The organism is Caulobacter sp. NIBR2454, from assembly GCF_027474405.1.
Classification (GTDB): domain Bacteria; phylum Pseudomonadota; class Alphaproteobacteria; order Caulobacterales; family Caulobacteraceae; genus Caulobacter.
Window position 1 is genome coordinate 1,598,101 of sequence record NZ_CP114871.1, and the last position, 18,787, is coordinate 1,616,887.

Below are 18,787 nucleotides of genomic sequence, written 5' to 3' on the forward strand. Positions count from 1 at the left end.
CGCTTACTGGGCGCCGACGGGCGTCGCGGTGGCGGCGGGGGCCGCGGTCGGGAGCGGGGTCGTGGAGGGCGTGGGGGCCTTATGGGTGATCTTCACCGTGCTGGCCGTGACCTTCTGGCCCGGCTGGGCGCGCTGGATGCCGTTGACGATAACGCGGTCGTCGGGACGAAGGCCCGTCTTGACCACGCGCAGGCCGCCGGTCAGCGGGCCAAGCTGAAGCGGCTTCATCGTCACCGTGCCATCGCCGGCCACCACATAGGCGACCTTGCGGGCGCCGTCGGCGACCACGGCCTCTTCGGGGATCAGCATGGCGTTGTAGGCGCCCGAGCCCTCGACGCGGGCGCGGCCGAACATGCCGGGCTTGAGGAAGTTGTTGGGGTTGTTGACCACCGCGCGCATCCGGAAGGCGCCGGAGCTGGCGTCGACGGCGTTGTCGGCGAAGTCCACCGTACCGTTCCAGCGATATTCGGCCTCGTCCTGCAGGCGCACCTTCACGCGGCCGGCGCCGCGGCCCTGTTGACGCTGTTGGGTCAGAAGCTGGGCTTCGGAAGCCTCGAAGGTGAAGTGGATCGGGTTGGTCGAGACGATGGTGGTCAGTACGTCGGCGTTGGACGTGCCGCCCGAGATGACGTTGCCAGCGTCCACGCGACGGTCCGAGGCGACGCCGGAGACAGGGGCGGTGACGCGCGTGAACTCCAGGTCCAGTTCGCGGGCGCGCAGGCCGGCTTCGGCCACCTGGGCCGCGGCGCGGCGAGTTTCGAACTCTTCGCGGGAGATGGCGGTGGCGGCCAGGAGGCTTTCGGCGCGCTTCAGGTCGCTACGAGCCTGGTTGGCCTGGGCCTGGGCGGCGGCGAGGGCGGCCTGGGCGGGGCGGGGGTCGAGGGTGAACAGCAACTGGCCAGCCTTGACCTGCTGTCCGTCGCGGAAGTGGATGGCCTGGATGTAGCCGCCGGCGCGGGCGCGGACCTCGACCTGCTGGGGCGCTTCAAACCGACCGACGAAGTCGTTCCAGTCGACGACACGCTCCTGCAACGGCGTCGCCACCGACACCGGAGGCGGGCCGCCCTGGGGCTGGGCTTGTTTCTGACCGCAGGCGGCCAGGACGAGTCCGGTCGCGCCAATAGCGGCGACAGCGAGGATCTTACGCATTCCATTCCCCAGTTCGCAGGCTTCCGCAGGGGAAGCCTATGTCAACAGGCGGTGACTTCTAGCCCGGAATGGGGTATGCAAGTCAACAGTCGTTGACGAAGATGTCGCAGAATTTAGGAAAGAGCCTTTGACGGACGTGGGCCTTCAACCTCGAATGCGCAATGCCGCAGCCACTCGCGCCGCGATTTTAAGCGCCGCTCGTGCCCGATTCTCGCGTGAGGCTTATGACAGCGTGGGCGTCCGCGACGTGGCGTCGGACGCGGGCGTCGATCCCGCTTTGATCTCGCGCTATTTCGGCTCGAAGGAGGACCTCTTCGTCGAGGTCTGCCACGCGGGCGACCCCAGCGACCTGTTCACGGTGGAGCGTGAGCGTTTCGGGGCGCACGTGGCGCACATGATGCTTTACGAGCCCCAGGACAGCGAAAAGCTCGACTGCTTCCTGATCATGCTGCGTTCCTCCGCCTCGCCCAAGGCGTCGGGCGCGATCCGGGTCATGGGCCGCGAACGCTTCTACGACCGGCTGGAGGCGATTCTCGGCGGGCCTGACGCCAAGGTGAAGGGCAAGATGGTCGGCGCGATCATCATGGGCCTGAGCATCTCGCGCGCCCTTATCCCGGACTTCGATCTCGACGAGCGTGAGTTGGCCGACATGGAGCGCCGGCTCGCGGACATCATCCAGCGCTGTATCGACTAGACGGGCGACAGCCGGACGATCACCACCCGCGCCGAGGCGGCGGGGGCGGAAAGCCGCAGCGTTGTCGGGCCTTCCACGTGCAGGAGGTCAAGAGCCTCCAAAGCCTTGGCGCCTTCTTCACTGGAGACGCTGAGCGGGTCCACGGCGAAGATCAGGGTCTGGCCATCGACCACGATGGAGCGGGGCGGGGCGACCGTCATCCGCTCGGCCACGGCTTGCCAGCGATCGCGCCTCACCAGGATGTTCAGTACGCTCGCGCCGCCCTCCGACGGCTGGGCCCCGATATCCATTTCACCTTGAAAGCGCAGGGGCGAGGTCGTGCTGTCCGCCGTGACCGGCGATCCGCCCGCCAGGCTCAGCTTCAATTGGCCCTCCACCACGGCCAGGACCCGATCGACGCCGGGAAAGGAAGAGAACGGGCCGTCCTGCTCGATCCGGGCCAGGCTGGCGCGCCATTCCAGGGTGTCGAGATCCGAGCCGACGGGACGCGCGACGATCTCGGCTGTCATGCCGCCGCCGTTCTTCCAGGGCGTTGAAGCACGATCAGCGCTACGGAAGATCTGCATTGACGTCGACTCCACTCAACAGGTCGGTAACGGCGTTAGCTGAAACCTGATCACCTAGGCAAGGCTTGACGCGCCCGCCCTTGATCGTTGCTTTGCCCGAATGAACCAGCGAGTCGTCATCGCCGGCGGCGGCGCCGTCGGGATCACCGCAGCGGCGACCCTGGCGCGACGGGGCGCGGACGTGGTCCTATGCGATTCCGCGTCGCTGGGCGACAACGCTTCCGGCGTGGCGGCCGGCATGCTGGCACCGGCGATGGAAACGATCTTCGATCCAGCGTCCCAGGGCCACTTCTCGATTCTCGAGGCGGCGAGGGCGGAGTGGTCAGCCTTCGCCGAGGCGTTCGGCGTCACGCTGGAGCGTTCGGGAGCCGTGGCGGTGGGCGACCCTGACCGCCTCGCCGCCTGGGAAGCGCGCCTCGTGGAAGAAGGAGCTCGATTCGAGCGGTTGATCCCGTTCCAGGCCAAGGCCCTGTCGCCGGAGCTCGCCGAAGACCTCGGCGCGCTCCATGCGCCCGACGATCTTCGCCTGCGAGCGGGGGACGCCCTGCGTGTCTTGCGCGATGCGGCGGTCGCCGCCGGAGCTCACCTTGTCTCAGAGGACGTCATCGAGTGGTCGCCGGGCCGCGCGCGGCTGGCGGGCGGCGACTCCATAGAGGCCGACGTGCTGCTCGTGGCTACGGGCGCCGCGCGAGAAATGCAGGTCTTGGCGCCGGAGCTTTCGGCGGTCACGCCGATCAAGGGGCACATCGCCCTGACGCGTGATGCGATGATGGACGGCCCGGTGGTGCGAGGTGACGGCGTCTATATCTGCCCGACGCCGGCCGGCGTTCTTGTGGGCGCCACCATGGAGGTGGGTCTGTCCGATCGTCGGGTCGATCCCGAAATCATCGCCGGCCTGACGGCGCGGGCCGCCCTATTGCTTCCGACGTTGCGTGGTGCGCGCTTCGAGGCAGCCGCCGCGGTTCGGGGCGCCACGCCTGACGGTTTGCCGCTGCTCGGCTGGAGCCAGACGCCGGGCATGATGCTGGCGGTCGGCGCGCGTCGCAACGGCTGGCTTCTCGCGCCACTGATGGCCAATATGATCAACGCTTATCTGAGTGACAAAGACGCTGGCCCGTTCGCCTCGCGGTTCGATCCGCAGCGCTTTCGAGGACCGGCGGCATAACAGGGGAACGCATGACCGGTTTTGGGCTGACGCAAGAGCAGGAAGCGATCCGTGAGGGCGTCGCCCGGGTTTGCGAGCGTTTCAACGACGAATACTGGCGCAAGACCGACGAGACCGGCGACTTCCCCGAAGCCTTCGTGGCCGCCATCGCCGAGGGCGGCTGGTTGGGCGTCGCCATGCCCGAAAGCGTCGGCGGCGCGGGCCTGGGCCTGACCGAGGCCGCGATCATGATGCAGACGGTGGCCCAGTCCGGGGCGGGCTTTTCCGGCGCATCGGCGATCCACCTGAACATCTTCGGGCCCATGCCGATCGTGAAGTTCGGGACCCAGGCCCAGCGCGACCGGCATCTGCCGCGGCTGATCAGCGGCGAGGACAAGATGTGTTTCGCGGTGACGGAGCCGAACTCCGGCCTCGACACCTCCAGCCTGGAGACGCGGGCCGAGCGGACCAATGACGGCTACGTCCTAAACGGCCGGAAGATCTGGACCACCGGCGCCCAGCGGGCCAACAAGATCCTGATCATCGCGCGCACGACGCCCAAGGATCAGGTCGCCAAACCGACCCAGGGCCTGAGCCTGTTCTATACCGACCGCGAGAAGATCGAGGCCAAGCCGATCCCGAAGATGGGCCGCAAGGCGGTCGAATGTAACATGCTCTTTATCGAGGACCTGCAAGTCCCTGCCGACGATCTGATCGGCGAGGAAGGCAAGGGGTTCTCCTATCTGCTGCACGGCCTGAACCCCGAGCGGGTGCTGTTTGCGGTGGAGGCGGTGGGGCTTGGCCGCGCCGCCCTGGCCAAGGCGGCGACCTACGCCAAGGAGCGTGTGGTGTTTGGCCGGCCCATCGGCCAGAACCAAGGCGTGGCCCACCCTCTGGCCAGGTCGTGGGCCGAGCTGGAGGCCGCCAGCCTGATGGCGTTCAAGGCGGCGGCGCTTTACGACGCGGGCGAGGAGTGCGGAGCCGAGGCCAACGCCGCCAAATACCTGGGTGGGGAGGCGGGCTTCACCGCCTGCGAAGCGTCTGTTCTGGCCCATGGCGGCATGGGCTACGCCAAGGAGTATGATGTGGAGCGCTATTTCCGCGAGGCGATGATCGCCCGTATCGCGCCGGTCAGCCGCGAGATGATCCTCAACTACATCGCCGAACGCGTGCTGGGCCTGCCCAAGAGCTATTGAGCAGGCCCGCGCGTCTCAGTCCGTCACGTTGAAGCGGATCGGTATGCGGACATAGGCGCCGTCCACCGGGCGGCCGTCTTCGGTCTGCGGCTTCATCCTGAAGAAGCGCGATAGCTTTACGGCGGCGGGGCCGAAGCCTGCGCCCGCCGGCGACTCGTCCACGACGGCGCAGTCGGCGACGGAGCCGTTGGCGGTGACCCGGCAGTTCAGGGTCGCGCCGCCTGAGACACCGCGTCGCTGAGCGGACTCCGGATAGAAGCGGGCCATCTCCGACGCGCCCGGGCGTTTCAGCCAGGTCGGCCGCACGATGACCGGCGGGGCGGGCGGGGTTGGCGCGCTGACTATAGGCGCGGGCGGATCCAGATTGACGAGGGGGCCTTGGGCGATCGGTCCTGGTGGGCTCGGTATGGCGGGCAGAACCACATCGGGGATGATCGGGTTGGGCGTCGCCTGGTGCAGGTTGACGGTCTTCTGCTGCGTCACCCTTGGCGTATCAGTCGGTGGGGGCGGCTTAGGCAGATACGGTTGTAGCTGGATGACCGACTCCGCCGGCGACAGCTTGGCCTCCGGCAGCATGAACTTTCGATAGTAGAGATAGACCCCGAGCGCCGCATGGACGGCGAGTGAGGCGGTGAGGGCGATGACCGCCCCGCGCGAAAGGCGGGGTCGCGCGGACTCCGCTCGTTCCCATGGTGGCGCGACAGTGGCGAATGCGGATTGGATGACCATGGCGGACCTCCCTGTCGTTGTGGTCTGTCCGACGGTCTCACCAAAAACTACCTGTGTAAATTGCAAAATGCACACTTGTAATTCACGTGGGGCGGCAACTTATGCCGAGCGGGCCTTGCATGGTTAAGGCGTCGTTAACCATGTCGCGGTCATCCCTAGGTCATGACCGTGCAGTCGATCAGGGGAGTCGTCGAGACCGCCATCCAGCGCGCATCCAGCGCGACGGGGGTGGATTTCTCATTCCTGATGAAGACCGCCAAGCGTGAGAGCGGCTACAACCCGACCGCCAAGGCAGGCACGTCCTCCGCCGCCGGCCTTTTCCAGTTCGTGGACCAGACCTGGCTGTCGACGCTGAAGAAGCACGGATCCAAGTACGGCTACGCCCGCTACGCCGACCTCATCAGCCAGGACTCGTCAGGCCGCTTCCATGTGGCTGGCGGAGCGGAGGCCAAGAAGGCGGTGATGGGGCTGAAGCTCGATCCGCACGCCGCCTCGCTGATGGCGGGGGAACTGACCTCAGACCACGCGTCCTACCTGCGCGGCCGCACCGGGCGCACGCCGACGGCGGGTGAACTCTACGCCGCCCACTTTCTGGGGCCGAAGGGCTCGGCCAAGCTGATCGAGGCGGTGAACAATCGCCCGGACGCCAGCGCTGCGGCACTGTTTCCCGATGCGGCCCAGGCCAATCGCTCGATCTTCTACCGCTCTGGGCGAGCCGCCACGGTGGGCGAGGTCTATGCCAACCTGACGCGCACGGGTGGTGCGAGCGAGGCGGTTCAGGAGCGCGAGGAGACGGGCTTCATCCAGTACGCCTCCGCTCGCAGCAACGATCGGGTGCAGCAGCAACAGGCCCTCGTGGAATTCATCCTGCGCGGCTCGCAAGACGCCGACGCCTTCGGGCTGGGCATGGGGAATTCCTCGTCGAGCCGCAGCCTGGGCGGATCGCTGTTCACCTCCGAAATGCTGCGCATGCTGTCGGAAGCCAACGCCAAGTCCAAAGGACCCTAGGCCGCGGCGCGCTCCCGGATCATTTCGTCGATCTGCTGTGCTGAATAGCCAAGTTCCGACAGGACTTCCCGCGTGTGCTCTCCCAGGCGAGGGGCGGGTCCGCGAGGCCCGTCGTCGGCGCCTGGAAACCGGGCCGGGCCGCCGGGAGCGGTGAAGCTCCCGCCTGATCCATCCGGCGTCTGGACAAAGCACCCCGCGGCATGGGCCTGCGGATCATCCACCAGCTCACCTGGCGTCTGGTAGGGGCTCCAGGTCAGGTCGGCGTCGTCCAGAGCCTTGGCCACATCGGTGTAGGGCAGGGCTGCGAAGGCCTGGTCGAGGGCCTGGACTAGCGCCGCCCCATTCTCTCTTCGCGCTCGAGCGTCGGCGAAGCGTGGGTCCTCCACGAGGTCTGCACGTCCCGCCGCGGCGGCGATCCTCGGCCAGTCGGTCGAGCCCTGCCGGGGTAGCAGGCAGATCCACCTGCCCTCCGCCGTGCGGAAGAAGTTGGCCAGGGGCTGCACCGCCTGCTCGCGCGGGCGGGTGGAGGCGATGCGGCCGATCTTGAGCTGGATCGCCATGTCCGAGCCAATGGCGTAGACGCCCGCGCGTAGCAGGGATGTCTCCACCAGCCGCCCGATGCCGGTTCGGCCCCGCTCGATCACCGCCGCCAGGATGGCGGAGGTGGTGGCCAGCGAGCAGACGTGGTCGCCCATGCCGGTGCGAATGGGAAAGGGCTCGGCCCCCTTTGGCGCGGTTAGCGATCCGACGCCAGCACGCGACCAGAAGGCGGCCACGTCCATGCCGGGCTTGTCGGCGTCCGCACCCTCAAGTCCGTAGCCCGTCAGGCTGCAATAGATCAGGCGCGGGTTCTCGGCTCGGAGGGTCTCGTGATCCAGCCGCGCACGCTTCAGGGCGGCTGGCCGCACGTTGGTCAGGAAGATGTCGGCCTGTTTCGCCAGGCGGACCAGCGCCTCGCGTCCCGCCTCGGTTCGGATATCCAGGGCGATCGCTCGCTTGCCCCGGTTGTCGAGGTCGAAAACGGGGTTGTCGGCCTGGTCAGAGCCGATGGTGTCAAAGAAGCGGCGCATGGGATCGCCGTCCAGCGCCTCGACCTTGATCACTTCCGCGCCCCAGTCGGCCATGATCCCGGCCGAGCCGGGCGCGGCGATATAGGTGGCGAACTCAACGACCTTGAGACCTTCCAGCACGCGCGCCTCCCTTCTTGTTTTTTGGGAGCATAGTTGCACGGATAGAGGCCTAGGGAAGCCGATGGAGGCGCCCGGCCCCGATCTACTGCTGCTGTTGCTGCTGCTGGTCGTGCCGATAGGCCTCGCCGTCGGTGCGTCGCCGCGAACCAGAGAAGGCCGGCCGCGCCACGCGCATGAACTCCGGCTCGGCCAGGGCCGCACGGGCCCGGCGCACAGAAACGCCGACCGCCAGCTGGCTTTCGGCCTCGCCTTTATAGACGCCACGCGAGGGCGGAACGTCGGCATAGTCGCGGCCCACGGCCACGGCGATGTGCCGCTCGCCGGTCAGCATGTTGTTGGTGGGATCGAAACCGACCCAGCGCAGGGTCGGCAGGAAAACCTCGATCCAGGCGTGGGTGGCGTCGGGGTCGGAGCGGTCGCCCGCCTCGCGGTCGGTGAACAGATAGCCAGAAACATAGCGCGCCGGCACGCCCCAAGAGCGGCAGATGGCGATCATGATATGGGCGAAGTCCTGGCAGACGCCACGTCCCGCTTCCAGCGCCAGGTCGATCGGGCTGTCCGCCTCGGTGACGCCAGGCTCATAGTCGAAGGCCTCGTAGATCGTCTTGTTCAGCAGGCGCAGGGCGGTGAGGGGGTCGCGCCGCCGCAGGTCGGCGATGTCCCGGCTGACCATGAAGGCCTCCAGGGCCGCGGTTTTCCGGGCGTAGCCGTGGTCGTGCAGGAAGTCGAAGGCCTCGCCGCGCACGAAGTCGCTGCGCAAGCGGTCCCATTCCCCGATGTCGAGGGATTCCGGCAGGATCAAGTCTGGCTGCGTCTCCACCGCTGAACGCGCCACCATGGTCAGGCGGTCGTGCGGCTGCGGCACGTCGAAGTGATAGACGGCGTTGCCGAAGGTGTCGCCGTAGGAGAACAGCTGGGCGGCGGGTTCGAGATCCAGCTCGAAGCTGACCAGCCGCTGACGACCGCCCTTCTGGGGCTGCATCCACAGCTCCATCACGCTTTCGCGCACGGGACGGGCGTAGTGGTACTGGGTGACGTGGCGTACTTCGAGCAGCATCAGGCCGGGAGCCTCATTTCGAGCGGATAGGCGACGAAGGTCTCGTAGATGGCCTGATGGATGCGGCCGCATTCGGTGACCACCTGGCCGAGCAGGCCGCTGGCGCCCAGGGCTTCCAGCTCTTCGACGTCGGCGAATTCCAGACGGGCCTTGAGCCGTCCCGCCAGTCGTTCGGGGTGACCGCCGCCGGCTCCGGCTTCGACCCGCCGCGCCAGCTTGCTGAGGTGCTGCTCCATCTGGGTGGTTGTGAAGCGGATCGAACGCGGGAAGTCCTCGCTGAACAGCAGGAAATCCAGAATGTGCTTGGGTTCGATCTCGGCCGTGTAGGCCCTCAGATAAGGCTCCAGTGCGCAGGCCATGCGCAGCACGCTCATCAGCGCGATGCGGTCGGCGGCGTGGGCCGAACGCGCCTCGCCAAAGCCGACCTCCAGCAGGCGGGCGATCAGCTGGGCGCGCTCAAGGTGAGCGCCCAGCATCAGGAACCGCCACCCTTCGCCATGGCTCATGGTGGCGTCGGCGGCGCCCTTGAAGGTGTGGAGATCGGCGATGATCTCATGCAGGAACAGGGAAGAGCCGCTGTCGAAGGCGCGCTCTGCCTCGCCGCTCGTCACCCTCAGATACAGCATATTGAGCCGTTCCCAGGTCTCGGTGGTGATCTGGTCGCGCACCTGACGGGCGTTTTCACGCGCCCGGGCCAGGGACGACACCACGGAGTTGGGATCTTCCCGATTCAGGACCAGGCCCAGTGCCGCCTCATAGGGCGAGGCGGTGCTAGAGCCCTCGTCACCCAGGGCGGCCAGCGCGATACGGGCGGCCTGCATGCCAGAATCATTCTGATCCAGGGTGGCGTTGAGCATCACGTCGGACAGACGTGACAGGTGTTCGGCGCGCTCGAGATAGCGTCCGGTCCAGTAGAGGCTGTCGGCCACGCGGGCGAGCATCATTGCTGTGCGCTCCCGCTGGCGTCGTCAGCCAACACCCAGGTGTCCTTTGAGCCGCCGCCCTGGCTGGAATTGACCACCAGCGAGCCGCGACGCAGGGCGACGCGGGTGAGGGCGCCCGGCGTCACCACGATCTTCTCGCCCGACAGGATGAAGGGGCGCAGGTCCACGTGACGCGGCTCGATGCGGCCGTCCACGAGGCAGGGCGCGGTGGACAGCTGGATGGTCGGCTGGGCGATGTAGTTCTCCGGATCGGCCTTGATAGCGTCGGCGAACTCGGAGCGCTCCTTGGCCGAGGCGTGAGGTCCGATCAGCATGCCGTAGCCGCCGGACGCGCCCACGGCCTTGACCACCAGCTTGTCGAGATTTTCCAGAACGTGGCTCAGCTGCGCCGGCTCGCGGCACAGGAAGGTCTCGATATTGGGCAGGATGGCGTCCTCGCCCAGATAGTAGCGGATGATGTCAGGGACATAGGCGTAGACCGCCTTGTCGTCCGCCACCCCGGTGCCGGGGGCGTTGCAGATCACCACCGTGCCGGCGCGATAGGCGTTGAACAGCCCCGCCACGCCCAGCCCCGAGTTGCGGCGGAAGGTGAGGGGGTCGATGAAGTCATCGTCCACCCGGCGATAGATCACGTCGATCCGGCGCAGGCCCGAGGTGGTGCGCATGTAGACGGTGTTGTCATGGACGACGAGGTCGCGCCCCTCGACCAGCGGCACGCCCATGAGGCGCGCCAGATAGGCGTGCTCGTAATAGGCCGAGTTGTAGACCCCGGGCGTCAGCACAACGACTTGCGGATTGGGGCGCCAGTCGGCCGCCATGCTTTTCAGCGTCGACAGCAAAAGGTCAGGATAACGTTCGACTGGCCGCACGCCTGCCGCGCGATAGGCGCCGGGGAAGGTGCGCTTGGCCGCGTCGCGGTTGGCCAGCATGTAGGACACGCCGGACGGGACGCGCAGATTGTCCTCCAGCACGGCGAACTGGCCGTCCTGGCCGCGGATCAGGTCCGAGCCGCAGACATTGGCGTAGGCCTTGTGCGGCACGAAGAGGTGCTGCATCTCGCGACGATAGGACGGGGCGCTGAGCACGAGCTCGCGCGGCACGATGCCGTCCATAAGGATCTTCTGCTCGCCGTAGATGTCGGCCAGGAACATGTTCAGCGCCCGCAGGCGCTGGGTCAGCCCCGTCTCGATCTGCGCCCATTCCTGGGCGGGCAGGATGCGCGGGAACAGGTCGGTGGGGATGATCTGCTCGGTGGCGCTGTCCGCGCCATAGACGGTGAAGGTGACCCCCTGCAGCAGGAACGAACGTTCCTGGGTTCGCTGCCGCCCGCCCAGCTCATCCGTGGAGAGCCGCGACATGCGCGTGTGCAGGTGTGCGTAATGTTCGCGCACATCGCCGCCATCGGCGAACATCTCGTCATAGGCCGCGCCCGGTAGGTAGGCGGCCTGGGTCATCGGCAGAACCGGAACCGTGTCGATATCCGACTGTTTCGTCACCGGGCTCAAAGCTTTCGTCTCGCGATACGCATCATCAGTTCGACCCTAGCCGTCGCCGCGTCGAAAGAAGCGGCTTTTCGAATCCTTGCCCAAGGCTCAAACGGATTGCCTGCGAATTGGGCGCCGTTCGCTTCCGCGATCAAGTCGGACGAGGGCGGTGACAGTCCGCTTTCACCTCGCTACACCAAGGGCGGGGCGAGACAGGAAGGATTTGCTTGGGACGAACCGTCTTCGCCCTGGCCGCCGCGAGCGCAGCCTTGAACGTCGCCACGTTCCAAGTCGCCCGCGCGGCTGAGCCGCGCGCCGTCATCGAGGGCGTGGAGGACCGCGCCCTGCACGACGCCATCGTCCGCGCCATCGGTCAGGCTGACGGCCCGCCCGCCAGCCGGTTCGAGGCTCGCCGACGGGCGCGCGACGCGGGCGAGGACGCCATTTCGGTCCTGCGTTCCGAAGGCTATTACGGCCACGACGTGGAGGCCGACCTGGCCGAGGGCGACCGGCTGCAACCCCTGGTCCGCATCGCGCCGGGGCAGGTCTTCAACTTCGCCGACCCCAAGATCACCTGGGTCAAAAAGCCGCCGTCCGATCCGGTCGCCGCGGCCGCCTCGGAGGCGATGGGCCTCAAGGTCGGCGCGCCGGGCCGCGCGGCCGACGTGCTTGGGGCGGAGGGGCGCATCCTCTCGGTCGTTCAAAAGCGGGGCTATGCCGACGCCGTCGGCCAGCCGCGGGAGGTGGTGGTCGATCACGCCGATCACACCGTGCGGCCAGACTTTCGCATCGATGTAGGCGAGCTGGTGCTGCTGGGCGGCATGGATCTGACCAGTCAGGGGCGCACCAAGCGCGGCTGGATCCAGAGTCTCGCGCCATGGCGTCCAGGCGATGTCTATGATCCGGAGGACGTCGCCGAGCTGGAACGCCGGCTGCGGGACACCGCCGTCTACGATTCTGTCACTGTCTCGCTGTCGCCTATCGACGCCACGACGGAGGATGGGCTTCGTCCTGTGATCGTCGGCGTGGCCGACCGTGAGCCCCGGACCATAGAATTGGGCGCCGGCTATTCGACCAACGAGGGCGCGGGTCTCGATGGTCGCTGGACCCGCTATAACCGGTTCGGACGCGGCGACACTCTGCGCATCACCGGTCGATTGGCTGAGCTGGAGCAACGGCTGGATGCCGAGGTATCCCTGCCGCATTGGCGTAAGCCGCAACGTACGCTCAAGGTCGGCGGCGCGATCTTTCACGAAGATACCGACGCCTATAACGACACGGGCCTTGGCGTGCGGGCCGACATCACCCGCCGGTTCGGCCGCATCTCGTTCCTGACCGTCGGCGCGGCGGTCGATGCGACCCAAACCGCCGACAAGACGGATGTGAACGGCTTCGTGGTCGGGCAGGAGCGCAACCTGCTGACTCTGACCACCCTGGGCGCGCTCAACTGGGATGCGTCGGACGATCCTCTCGACCCAAAGCGTGGCTGGCGGGTGGAGGTTCGAGGCGAGCCGACCTTCGTCACCGGCGACGACAGCATCACTTATCTCAAGACCCAGGCCCAGGTGACCGGCTATCTGCCAGTGTCCAAGGAAGCCAGAACCGTGCTCGCGGGCCGCGCCAAGGCAGGCCTGATCGTTGGCGGCCGCATTCCGTCGGTGCCGGGGTCCCGCCGCTTCTTCGCGGGCGGCGGCGGTTCGGTGCGCGGCTATTCGTATCAAGCCATCGGTCCACGCCTTTCGGACAACACGCCGCAAGGCGGCCTGTCGCTTCTGGAAGCTTCGTTCGAGGTGCGCCAGCGGATCACCGGACCCTGGGGTGCGGTTGCCTTCATCGACGCGGGCGCGGTCGGCACCAACGAGTTTCCTCAAGGCCGCGACTTTAGCGCCGGCGTGGGGGTCGGGGTTCGCTATGACCTCGGCTTTGGCCCGATCCGCGCCGACATCGCCATCCCCCTCGACAAGCGCGAAGGCGACCCGTCCTTCCAAGTCTATCTCAGCATCGGGCAAAGCTTTTGACCGACGCGCCGCCCACACCCCCTTCCGAGGACGCCGTCGCCGAAGCTGTCGAGGCGGTCAAGAAGGTCGGGCGCAGCCCGACGTTCTGGATGCTGCTCGCCGCCATCGTGGTGGTGGTGCTCACCGCGACCGCCAGTCTCGTCGTGCGCTACGGCGTGGTCAGCACGCCCGGCCGCATGTTCATCGAGGCCCGCGCCAACGGCTTGAAACTCGGTCGTATAGGACGTTTAAAGGTCGAGGGAATTCAAGGTGATATCTGGAAAAGCTTCACCATTCGAAAGCTTTCCATCGTCGATGACAAAGGGCCGTGGCTAGAGGCGCGCAATGTCGGCGTCGATTGGACCTATCCGGCTCTGTTCGTCCGTCGTTTCCAAGCCGACAGCATCACCGCCGACCGGGTGACGATCATCCGCCGTCCGACGCTGAGCCCCAAGAGCGGCCAGCCCAGCAAGGCGTTGCCTCTATCGTTCGACATCGACTCCATGGCGTTTCGGCTGGAGACCTTGCCGGCTTTCAGTCAGCAGCGCGGCCTCTATGACGTGAGCGGCGATCTGGAGATCGAGCGATTGGGCGGCCGCCGAGGCTCGCTTCAGGCGCGTAGCCAGATGCACCAGGGCGACTTCCTTCGCCTGCGCTTCGACCTCGGCGCCAAGGACACCCTGCTGGTGGACGCCCAGGCCAAGGAAGCAGCGGGCGGCGCCATCGCCGGATCCTTGGGTCTTCCGGCGAACGAGGCCTTCCTCTTAGACGCCAAGGCCAGCGGCGCCATGCGGCAGGGCCGCTTCGACGTTGTCGCCCGCTCAGGAAACGTCACCCCGTTGTCGGCGCAAGGCGCCTGGACCCCGGAGGGCGGGCGCGCCGAGGGACGGGCGATCCTGTCGTCGTCGCGTCTGCTCGACCGCGTGGTGCGCATGTTCGGTCCCACGGCCTCCTTCGCTATCGCTGGCCGCAAGGCGTCGGACGGCTTCTTCGACCTGGATGGTCGGCTGAAGGCCGAGAACCTTCGCCTGTCGCTCAACGGCGGCGCCGATCTGGGCAAGCGCCTGACCGATCGGGACGGGGTGAAGGTCAGTCTCGACGTACAGGACATGTCGCGTTTGACCGCCACGCCGGAGCTGGGCCGCACACGTTACAACGGCCTGCTGAAAGGCGACGCCAAAGCCTGGTCGCTGAACGGCGATGTCGTGGCGGATGGAGCATCGCTACTCGGTCTGACACTGGCGCGCGTCGAGGGGCCATTGTCCCTGGCGCGCGAGCGTGGGGAATTCACGATCGACGGCGACTTGGCGGGATCGGGGGGCCGCGGCGCCGGCCTGATCCCCACCCTGATGGGCGCGCGGCCGAAGGCGAGATTTGAGGGTGCGCGTCTGGCCGACGGTCGACTTCTGATGCGGCGCGTACGGATCGATGGCGCGGGGATAAGGGTCGAGGGCGAAGGGCAGCGGAGCCTTCTTGGCGGCCTTTCATTCAAGGGTGACGCCGATGTGACCAACCTGGCCGCCGCGCGCGCCAACGCCTCGGGCCGTGTCAGCGGCAAGTGGTCGGCGTCGCAATCCTCGGCGGGCAAGCCCTGGGTCTTCACCGTCGATGCCCGGGGCGCGAACTTCGCCGCCGGCTTTGGCGAGCTCGACCGGCTATTGGGCGCCGATCCCCGCTTCACCATGAAGGGCAGCTACGCCGAAGGCCGCGTGACCTTGGGCGACTCCAAGCTGGCTGGCGCGGCGGCGACAGCCTCGGCGGCGGGCGTGATCGGGCCGGCTGGGGCGCTTCAACTCAAGCTCGACTGGACGGCCACCGGACCGTTCCGCATCGGCTCACTGGAATTGGCCGGAAAGGCCAAGGGCGACGGCGCCGTCAGCGGCCGCCTGTCTCAGCCCAAGGCTGCCCTGACCGCCGATTTCGAGAGTATCGATGTTCCGCGCCTGAAACTGACCAACGCCCATGTCGTCCTCACCTTCGCGCAGGGCGCGGCCAATACCGACGGCGCTATCGCCATCACGGCCGACAGTGAGTATGGCCCGGCTCGCGCCCGGTCTGACTTCCGCTTCGCTCCCGGCGGGATGGAGTTCAGCGGTCTGGACGCCGACGCGGGCGGGGTAAAGGCGCAAGGCGACATGTCGCTTCGACGTGGGCGTCCGGCCTCCGCTGACCTGACCCTGGCTATCGGCCCCGGTGCGCTGCTGCAGGAAGGGACGATCAACGGCACGGCCCTGATTGCCGACAGCGCAGGCGGACCCCGCGCCAAGCTGGACCTCAAGGCCGACAACGCCGTGCCCAAGGGGTCGGATGTTTGGCTGCGGCGGGCGGAAATCCGGGCCGATGGCCCCCTGGATCGTCTGCCTTTCAGCATCACGGCCAATGGAGACGCCCGTCCGGGACGTTGGAACCTCAACGGCTCGGGTCTGCTGTCGGACCTTCCCGAGGGCTACGGGCTCGCCTTCGACGGCGGCGGCCGTCTGGGCCGCGGTGAGGTGAAGACGACCGAGACGGCTCAGCTGCGCTTTGGCGGTCCGCGTCAGACAGCGCGACTGCGCCTGGCGGTAGGCGCTGGCCGCGCGGATATCGACGGCGTGCTTTCGGACGCTGGCGCCGAGCTGAAAGCGGTCCTGACCTCCGTCAGCCTGGGGACGCTGAACGAGGATTTGGCGGGTGAAGTGGACGCTCGTCTGTCGCTGCAGGGGCAAGGCTCAAATCTGAGCGGTGATCTGGACGCCAATCTGCGCGGCGCCCGCCAGCGGGGCGCGCCGGTCCGCGTGGGGATCGACGGCCAGGTGAAGGCCGGCCTGCGAGGCGATACGCTCACGGTCCAGGCTTCGGCCGCCAATCTGCAGGGTTTGCAATCGCACGCCGAACTGGTTCTGCCGGTCGATGCGTCGGCCAAGCCCCTGAGGCTGGCGATCAATAGACAAAAGCCGGTACGCGGCAATTTCGGCGCTCAGGGCGAGATCAAATCGCTTTGGGACCTGCTGATCGGGGGTGAGCGCACCCTGGCCGGCAAGGTGGATATCAACGGCACGCTGGGCGGCACGCTGGCCGATCCGCGCCTGGTGGGCGACGCCGCCATGACCGGGGGCGCCTTTGACGACGGTCCCACGGGACTGAAGCTGCAGAACGTCACCCTGCGCGCCAATCTGGCCGACAACGCCATCGACGTCAGCCAAGCCTCGGCCGCCGACGGGCGCGGCGGCACAATCTCCGGCGGGGGACGGATCAATCTGCGGCGCGACGCGGCGTCGAGCTTCCGTCTGGACCTCAAGCAGTTTCGACTGATCGATAACGACCTGGCGACCGCCTCGGCTAGCGGTCAGGCGACCGTCGAGCGCGGCGCGGACGGCAAGGTGCGGCTGGCGGGCGACCTGACCATCGACCAGGGTGAAATCTCGGCCGACACCGTCACCCCGCCCAGCGTACCCACCATCGAGGTGGTGGAGCGCAACAAGCCGCGCGCCGATCGCCGCGATCTTCAGGCCCGTGCATCCAGCCCCGGCTTTGCTCTCGACGTAAATCTCAAGGCGCCGCGCCGGGTGTTCGTGCGCGGCCGTGGCCTGGATGTGGAGCTGTCGCTGAACGCCCACATCGGCGGCTTCAGCAACCGTCCGGACCTGACGGGGGAGGCCCGGGTCGTGCGGGGCGACTATGACTTCGCCGGCAAGCGGTTCGAATTCGACACGCGTGGCGTGGTCTATCTGGCCAGCTCGCCCGAGCGCATCCGCCTGGACCTGTCTGCGACGCGCGAGGACCCGACCCTGACCGCCGTGGTCCGCATCCTTGGCACGGCCGCCAAGCCGGAGATCACCCTGACCTCGACGCCACAGCTGCCCAATGATGAGGTGCTGTCGCAGGTGCTGTTCGGCGCCTCGGCCTCGCAGCTGTCGCCTCTGGAGGCCGCTCAGCTGGCTTCCGCCCTGGCGGCGCTGTCAGGGGGCGGCGGGTTCGACGTGATCGGCGGCCTGCGCAATCTGGCGGGCCTGGATCGGCTGTCCTTCGCGGGCGACGCGGCGGGCATGACGGTGGCGGGCGGCAAGTACATCACCGACGACGTCTATCTGGAACTGATCGGCGGCGGACGCGAAGGCCCGGCGGCGCAGGTCGAATGGCGGGTACGTCGGGCCCTGGCCATCGTTTCTCGCCTGAGCAGCCAAGGCGACAACCGTCTGTCGGTGCGCTGGCGCCGCGATTACTGACGTCCAGGGTGACCTCCGCGCGCCGGCGATCAGGAGGCGGGGTCGACCGGCGATCTCCCACAGGCTAGAACAGGGGAGTCGGTGACGTTTCGTCTTGCGCCATTCCGGGCGTCGCCAAGTGCAACCCGCGTTGACCTGGTCCGCGGCAATGGCGTTGCAAGGTCTCGCATGCGTTTGTCGCCCGACGAACAGCGCGTTCTGGATTCCATCGCCGACCGGGGCCGTGACATCGTCGGCCGCGCGGTGGACTGGTGCGCGGTCAATTCCGGAAGCCGAAACCTGGAAGGACTGGAGCGCCAGCGCGCTTTGCTGATCGAGGCTTTCGCCGCCCTGCCGAGCGCCCCTGTCGACATACCGCTCAGCGCGTCTTCCGACATCGGCGCCGATGGCGCCCTGCGTCAGCAGGCCCACCCCAGCGCGATCGCCGTGATTGTTCGCCCCGAGGCGCCAGTGCAGGTCGTGCTGACGGGCCACTACGACACTGTCTATCCTGCCGACACCGCCTTCCAGACCGTAGCCACCCGCCCCGACGGCGCGCTGCATGGTCCCGGCGTCGCCGACATGAAGGGCGGCATCAGCGTCATGCTGGCGGCGCTCGAGGCGTTGGAGGCGCACCCCGCCGCCGCCAACCTTGGCTATCGCGTGCTGCTATCGCCGGACGAAGAGATCGGCTCGCTGGCGTCCGCGCCCGTGCTGGCCGAATTTGCCGCCTTGGGCCACGTAGGCATGACCTATGAGCCCGCACTGTCGGACGGGACTTTGGCAGGAGCGCGCAAGGGTTCGGGAAACTTTCACGCGGTCATCCACGGCCGCGCCGCCCATGCCGGTCGCGACTTCGCCCTGGGCCGCAACGCCATCACCGCCGCCGCCCGGATCGTTGGAGCGCTGGACGCCCTGAATGGCCAGCGCGAAGGCGTGACGGTCAATGTCGCCAAGATCGACGGCGGCTCGCCTCTGAACATGGTGCCGGACGTGGCGGTGGTGCGCTTCAACGTTCGCTTCCCGGACGCCGATGCCGGCGAGTGGGCTCAGGCGGCCATCACCGAGGCGATCAAGGCGGGGCAGGGCGATGACCTGCACATCCACCTGCATGGCGGCTTCACCCGTCCCGCCAAGCCGATGAACGCCGCCCAGTCGCAGCTGTTCGAGGCCGTCCGTGAGGCCGGCGCGCTCCTCGGTCAGGAGATCGCGTGGAAGCCGTCTGGCGGGGTGTGCGAGGGCAACAACCTGTTCGCCTCGGGCCTGCCCAATGTCGACACGCTCGGCGTTCGCGGCGGCGATATCCACAGCGAGAACGAGTTCGCCTGGCCCGACAGCTTTGTCGAGCGCGCGCAGCTGTCGGCCCTGATCCTGATGAAACTCGCCCAGGGCGAGATCGACGGCCCCGCCATTCGCGCGGCCATGTCCCTGCGTACGGAGTAGCG

At 67.6% G+C, this 18,787-nt stretch carries 14 protein-coding genes; 7 read left to right on the top strand and 7 right to left on the bottom strand.

Annotated features, from left to right (window positions below):
• Positions 1-3: 3 nt before the first annotated feature.
• A complete protein-coding gene (locus tag O5K31_RS07890) occupies positions 4-1,149 on the bottom strand; it encodes an efflux RND transporter periplasmic adaptor subunit (RefSeq protein ID WP_269716749.1) in 1,146 nt (381 codons plus the stop codon).
• Positions 1,150-1,303: 154 nt separating this feature from the next.
• Between O5K31_RS07890 and O5K31_RS07895 the strand changes: the two genes are divergently transcribed.
• A complete protein-coding gene (locus O5K31_RS07895) occupies positions 1,304-1,843 on the top strand; it encodes a TetR/AcrR family transcriptional regulator (RefSeq protein WP_269716750.1) in 540 nt (179 codons plus the stop codon).
• Here O5K31_RS07895 and O5K31_RS07900 read toward each other — a convergent pair.
• Positions 1,840-2,409 (bottom strand): HutD/Ves family protein, encoded by a 570-nt coding sequence (locus O5K31_RS07900; protein ID WP_269716751.1) that lies wholly within the window; start codon positions 2,407-2,409, stop codon positions 1,840-1,842. The genes O5K31_RS07895 and O5K31_RS07900 overlap by 4 nt on opposite strands.
• Positions 2,410-2,509: 100 nt before the next feature.
• Here O5K31_RS07900 and O5K31_RS07905 point away from each other — a divergent pair, with 100 nt between their 5' ends.
• Both O5K31_RS07905 and O5K31_RS07910 read left to right on the top strand, forming a co-directional pair.
• A complete protein-coding gene (locus tag O5K31_RS07905; RefSeq protein ID WP_269716752.1) occupies positions 2,510-3,574 on the top strand; it encodes an NAD(P)/FAD-dependent oxidoreductase in 1,065 nt (354 codons plus the stop codon).
• Positions 3,575-3,585: 11 nt separating this feature from the next.
• Positions 3,586-4,749, top strand: a complete 1,164-nt coding sequence (locus O5K31_RS07910) for an acyl-CoA dehydrogenase family protein (RefSeq protein WP_269716753.1) — start codon at positions 3,586-3,588, stop codon at positions 4,747-4,749.
• A gap of 15 nt (positions 4,750-4,764) precedes the next feature.
• On the opposite strand, the gene O5K31_RS07915 is transcribed toward O5K31_RS07910, so the two are convergent.
• Positions 4,765-5,478 (bottom strand): energy transducer TonB, encoded by a 714-nt coding sequence (locus O5K31_RS07915; protein WP_269716754.1) that lies wholly within the window; start codon positions 5,476-5,478, stop codon positions 4,765-4,767.
• A 162-nt stretch (positions 5,479-5,640) separates the two neighbouring features.
• On the opposite strand from O5K31_RS07915, the gene O5K31_RS07920 reads away from it, so the two are divergent.
• Positions 5,641-6,486: a transglycosylase SLT domain-containing protein gene (locus O5K31_RS07920; RefSeq protein ID WP_269716755.1), complete on the top strand. Its 846-nt coding sequence runs from the start codon at positions 5,641-5,643 to the stop codon at positions 6,484-6,486.
• Here O5K31_RS07920 and O5K31_RS07925 read toward each other — a convergent pair.
• The 4 genes from O5K31_RS07925 to O5K31_RS07940 form a co-directional block, all read right to left on the bottom strand.
• The gene (locus tag O5K31_RS07925; protein ID WP_269716756.1) at positions 6,483-7,676 is read right to left on the bottom strand and encodes a CaiB/BaiF CoA transferase family protein; all 1,194 of its coding nucleotides are present in this window, start codon (positions 7,674-7,676) and stop codon (positions 6,483-6,485) included. The genes O5K31_RS07920 and O5K31_RS07925 overlap by 4 nt on opposite strands.
• Before the next feature lie 82 nt (positions 7,677-7,758).
• Positions 7,759-8,733: a transglutaminase family protein gene (locus O5K31_RS07930; protein ID WP_269716757.1), complete on the bottom strand. Its 975-nt coding sequence runs from the start codon at positions 8,731-8,733 to the stop codon at positions 7,759-7,761.
• Positions 8,733-9,677, bottom strand: coding sequence for an alpha-E domain-containing protein (locus tag O5K31_RS07935; protein WP_269716758.1), 945 nt, complete (start codon positions 9,675-9,677; stop codon positions 8,733-8,735). Before O5K31_RS07935 ends, O5K31_RS07930 begins: the two co-directional genes overlap by 1 nt.
• Positions 9,674-11,131, bottom strand: a complete 1,458-nt coding sequence (locus tag O5K31_RS07940) for a circularly permuted type 2 ATP-grasp protein (protein ID WP_269717022.1) — start codon at positions 11,129-11,131, stop codon at positions 9,674-9,676. The genes O5K31_RS07935 and O5K31_RS07940 overlap by 4 nt, the downstream gene beginning before the upstream one ends.
• A 257-nt stretch (positions 11,132-11,388) precedes the next feature.
• Here O5K31_RS07940 and O5K31_RS07945 point away from each other — a divergent pair, with 257 nt between their 5' ends.
• The 3 genes from O5K31_RS07945 to O5K31_RS07955 all read left to right on the top strand — a co-directional run bounded on the left by O5K31_RS07945 (position 11,389) and on the right by O5K31_RS07955 (position 18,785).
• Positions 11,389-13,179: an autotransporter assembly complex protein TamA gene (locus O5K31_RS07945; RefSeq protein WP_332367276.1), complete on the top strand. Its 1,791-nt coding sequence runs from the start codon at positions 11,389-11,391 to the stop codon at positions 13,177-13,179.
• A complete protein-coding gene (locus O5K31_RS07950; RefSeq protein ID WP_269716759.1) occupies positions 13,176-17,363 on the top strand; it encodes a translocation/assembly module TamB domain-containing protein in 4,188 nt (1,395 codons plus the stop codon). Before O5K31_RS07945 ends, O5K31_RS07950 begins: the two co-directional genes overlap by 4 nt.
• 168 nt (positions 17,364-17,531) lie before the next feature.
• Entirely contained in the window at positions 17,532-18,785 is a 1,254-nt protein-coding gene (locus tag O5K31_RS07955) for a hydrolase (RefSeq protein WP_269716760.1), read from the top strand.
• Positions 18,786-18,787 lie beyond the last annotated feature (2 nt).